Here is a 3669-nt window from a genome sequence, read left to right as displayed (position 1 = left end):
GTTCCGACGGGAGGGCTTCGGTGGACACGGCTCAGCTGAGCAGGGACGGCAGCGTCCATGTGACCGACGAGCGCGTCAACACGGTCTCGCACCTGTTCGCGACCTGCTTCGCCGTCGTCGGCGCAGCGCTGCTCATCGCCCAGGCGGGCGCGCTGGGTGACCCGTGGAAGATCGTCGGCTTCAGCGTCTACGGGCTCTCCGTCGTCACTCTCTTCCTGTCGAGCACGCTGCACCACGGGATCGATCGGGGCCCGCGTGTCAACGAGGTGCTGCGCACGCTCGACTACGACTCCGTGTTCCTGCTCATCGCGGGCTCGGTCACCCCGTTGGTGCTCGTGCTCTTCCGCTCGACGTACGGCTGGACCGTGCTCGGCGCGGTCTGGGCGATCGCCGCGATCGGGATCGTGCTGCGCTCGCTGCTGCGCCAGCTGCCGAAGTACGTGACCAACACCCTGTACATCGCGCTCGGGTGGATGCCCGTGCTCCTCGTGGGCGCGGGAGCCTCGTTGTCGTGGGGCTCCGTGCTGCTCATGGCGGCCGGCGGCCTGGTCTACAGCGCGGGGTTCGTGGTCTTCGTCGTCGAACGGCCCAACCCGTGGCCCGGGGTGCTCGGCTTCCACGAGATCTGGCATGTGATGGTCGTGGTGGCAGCGCTCCTGCACTACCTGCTGATGTACCTCTACGTCCTGCCGGCCTAGCCTCCCGGCCCGGCCCGGCCCGCGCTCTCAGTCCCGCGCGGGTCCGACGAGACCGGTGAGCACGAGGTCCAGGGCTCGACGGACCGACGACGGTCCACGCAGGCCCGCAGGGCTGTTGACCACGCCGTAGACCATGCCGACGACCATGAGGACGTCGTCGACGTCGAGGTCCTCACGCACCCTCCCGGCGGCCCTGCTCGCGACGAGGGGTGCGCGGAAGAGCTCGATCGAGCGCCGCCAGAGGGGCTCGAGGTAGCCCCGCCCCTCCTCGTCGGCGAAGATCAGCCGGAACAGCCCGGGGATCCGGCTCTGCTCCTGGGTCACCGCGTCCAGCAGGACGAGGAGCACCTCGGGATCCTCGCTGTGCTCCTCGGCGAGCGCCTCGTACCGGGCCAGGCGCTCCTCGTAGAGCGCCGCGGCGAGCGCGTAGCGGTCGGGGAAGTGGCGGTAGAGCGTCCCGCGCCCGACGCCGGCTCGCTCGGCCACGTGCTGCAGGGGTGCATCGACGGTCTCCGCCGCGAAGACCTCGTCCGCGGCGCGCAGCAAGGACTCCCGGTTGCGGCGGGCATCGCTGCGCTGGGTCACCCGCGCATCGTAGGACCTCCCCGTTCGCGGGACAGGCAGGCCGATGGTCCCTGTCCGTCGCTCCCAGGAGGGTCCATCCTGGTCTAACCGGACACCGATGTCCGTTTAGAGCGCGACGCGCACCGACGAAGGAGCAGCACCCCATGACCATCCAGTGGTGGCCCAACATCCTGGCCATGCCGATCTACTTCGGGTTCCTCATCTGGGTCGTGTCCTACTTCCGCGCCCACCCGCGCGCCTCGGCGTGGTTCTGGGCGGCGAGCCTGCTGACCTTCCCGATCTGGATCCTCACCGGCAACGTCGACGGCTGGTTCCGCTGGTTCAAGATCCTCTCGGTGATCCTGCCGACGATCGTCGTGGGCCTGTCCCGCGTCGCCGTGCACGAGCAGCGCACCGGCCGGGTGTGGGACGTCCTGCGCTCGCCGAAGTTCGTCTGGTTCTTCTACGGGATCCTCTTCCTCAACATCACCGAGGCAGTGGTCAAGGACATCCAGCTCGGCAACTACGCCAACGCGCTCGCCGGAGCGGTGCTGTGCGTGACGATCCCCTACGTGCCGAAGTTCTGGACCATCACCACGACCGGTGGCTCCGACCTGATCGCGTACACGACGGTCGGCTGGAACCTGCTCTACACGATGTGGAACGCCGCCTTCGTCTACGCCGAGTCGCCGGTCTACTTCGGCTCCAGCCTGTGCATCCTGCTCGCCGCCGAGCTCTACCCGGTGTTCAAGAAGCGCCCGGAGCTCTACATCACGGCACGGATCTACACCCTTGCCGCGCACCTGCTGCTGCGTGCCTGCTTCGACATCTTCCCGGCGACGATGGACACCTCCAGCTGGTTCAACGAGGGCGTGCTGCAGGCCTGGGGCGTCCTCAACCTCGTCATCGCGGTGCCCTTCCTCTTCTGGTTCACCTGGCAGCTCGACACCGGCAAGTCGGCCGTGAGCTTCCGCCGTGGCCGGGTGGCCGAGCCAGGGCAGGACGGGTCCGGGACGTCGGCCGACCAGCCGGTTCCGGTCTCCGCCTGAGCCCCGCCGTGCCGCTCGCCCCCCCTCGGGCGGCACGGCCCTCCCCGGTCCCGATCCTCGTGGACCACCATCGGACCCGCCGGTGCCGTCACGGCCCGGCGGGTCCGGTGTGCTCAGAGGCCGTCGGTGGTGGCCGGGAGGACGGTCGCGCGCAGGACGCTCGACGAGGACGGAGCCGCTCCGCAGGACGCCGGACGCGTCGGCCCGGGGTGCTCGGTCACCTCGACCAGCCACCTGCTCGTCCTGCCGTCGCTGTCGTGGTGCTCCCAGGCGGGCCCGTGGCGCGTGAGGCTACCGAGCCTGTCGTCGCCCAGCCGCTCACGCAGCGCGGCGGTCGCGACCTGGTCCGCCGCAGGGCGGTGGACCTCACCGCGCAGCAGGCGGTCGACGACCCGGCCGGCCGCCACCGATCGCACCAGGAGCGCGGCGTCCTGCGGTGTGACGCGACCGTGCATGAGACCGGTCGGCAGGGCGAGCGCCACCCCGGCGAAGCGATGGCCGCCCGAGTGGGAGATCTCGCGCACGGCACCGGGGGCCGCGGCGTCGAATGCCTCGGAGACCGGGCGCCCGAGACGCGCGCAGCAGGCGTCCCGTGTGCCGTGGGTGCACACCGCCCACAGGGGTGCCACGCGCGTCCAACCGGCCGGGACGTCGTCGCTCTGCGCCAGGCCCGCCCAGTCGAGCTCTGCCAGGTCGGTCGTCGGCACCTCGCGGCGGGCGAGCCAGCCCTCGGGACCGCACCGCGCGAGCAGGACCTCACGCGGTGCGCGCGGGTCGGTCGACGGCACGGCCGGCGCCCGCCCCCGACGCCCGGGTTCCCTGGCCAGGACGGCGCGAACGCCCGCCGCGTCGACAGCGGCGGCGATCCGTGCACCGAGCCCCGGCTCCGGCCACGGTGCGTCGAGCAGCGCCTCGCGACCCCAGGGGCCGGGGTGCTCGATCAGCGCCCAGGACGGACGGTGGGGTGCGGTGCCGGCGAGGGGCTCCTCGGTGGCGAGCGTCGAGCAGAAGCTCCGTGCGCCGGGGAAGGCGGCCGCGGGGTCGCCGTTCGGCAGGGCGGGGCTCGTCTCGGTGGACACGGAGGCACGCTAACCCGGGAGAGGCAGGGCCGCGGCCTCGTCCCGTCGGCCGGTCCGGTGGGCCGGTCCGTTGCTCCGGCGCTCGGGGCTCATCCGGGTGGTGCGCTCGCGACCTCCCCGGCGAGGTAGCGCTGGAGCGTGGGCGCGACGGCAGCCACCACCTCGGCTCGTGGCATCGAGGCGAGCGGCTCGATGCCGACGACGTACCGGGCCATGACCAGCCCGACGACCTGGCTGCCGAGGAGGCTCGCGCGCAGTGCGGCATCCTGCGCGCCGATC

General features: G+C 71.9%; 4 protein-coding genes and 1 pseudogene. 2 read left to right on the top strand and 3 right to left on the bottom strand.

What is annotated here, in order from left to right:
• On the top strand, positions 1-698 hold a 698-nt coding region (locus tag ABWK99_RS14630), incomplete at its 5' end, for a hemolysin III family protein (RefSeq protein ID WP_372595432.1).
• A 27-nt stretch (positions 699-725) separates the two neighbouring features.
• Here the strand turns inward: ABWK99_RS14630 and ABWK99_RS14625 are convergent.
• Positions 726-1283 (bottom strand): TetR/AcrR family transcriptional regulator, encoded by a 558-nt coding sequence (locus ABWK99_RS14625; RefSeq protein WP_372595431.1) that lies wholly within the window; start codon positions 1281-1283, stop codon positions 726-728.
• A gap of 143 nt (positions 1284-1426) precedes the next feature.
• On the opposite strand from ABWK99_RS14625, the gene ABWK99_RS14620 reads away from it, so the two are divergent.
• On the top strand, positions 1427-2311 hold the full coding sequence (locus ABWK99_RS14620) for a hypothetical protein (protein WP_372595430.1): 885 nt from the start codon (positions 1427-1429) through the stop codon (positions 2309-2311).
• A gap of 113 nt (positions 2312-2424) precedes the next feature.
• On the opposite strand, the gene ABWK99_RS14615 is transcribed toward ABWK99_RS14620, so the two are convergent.
• Positions 2425-3390: a sucrase ferredoxin gene (locus ABWK99_RS14615; protein WP_372595429.1), complete on the bottom strand. Its 966-nt coding sequence runs from the start codon at positions 3388-3390 to the stop codon at positions 2425-2427.
• An 89-nt stretch (positions 3391-3479) separates the two neighbouring features.
• Positions 3480-3669 (bottom strand): annotated as a pseudogene (locus tag ABWK99_RS14610) (TetR/AcrR family transcriptional regulator); the annotation flags it as partial.

It is taken from the genome of Actinotalea sp., from assembly GCF_041597215.1.
GTDB lineage: Bacteria > Actinomycetota > Actinomycetes > Actinomycetales > Cellulomonadaceae > Actinotalea.
This window is presented reverse-complemented; position numbering and strand designations above follow the sequence as displayed.

Excerpts from the sequence above, each read along its gene's own strand:
- ABWK99_RS14620 (WP_372595430.1), top strand. The coding sequence starts at position 1,427 with ATGACCATCCAGTGGTGGCCCAACATCCTGGCCATGCCGATCTACTTC.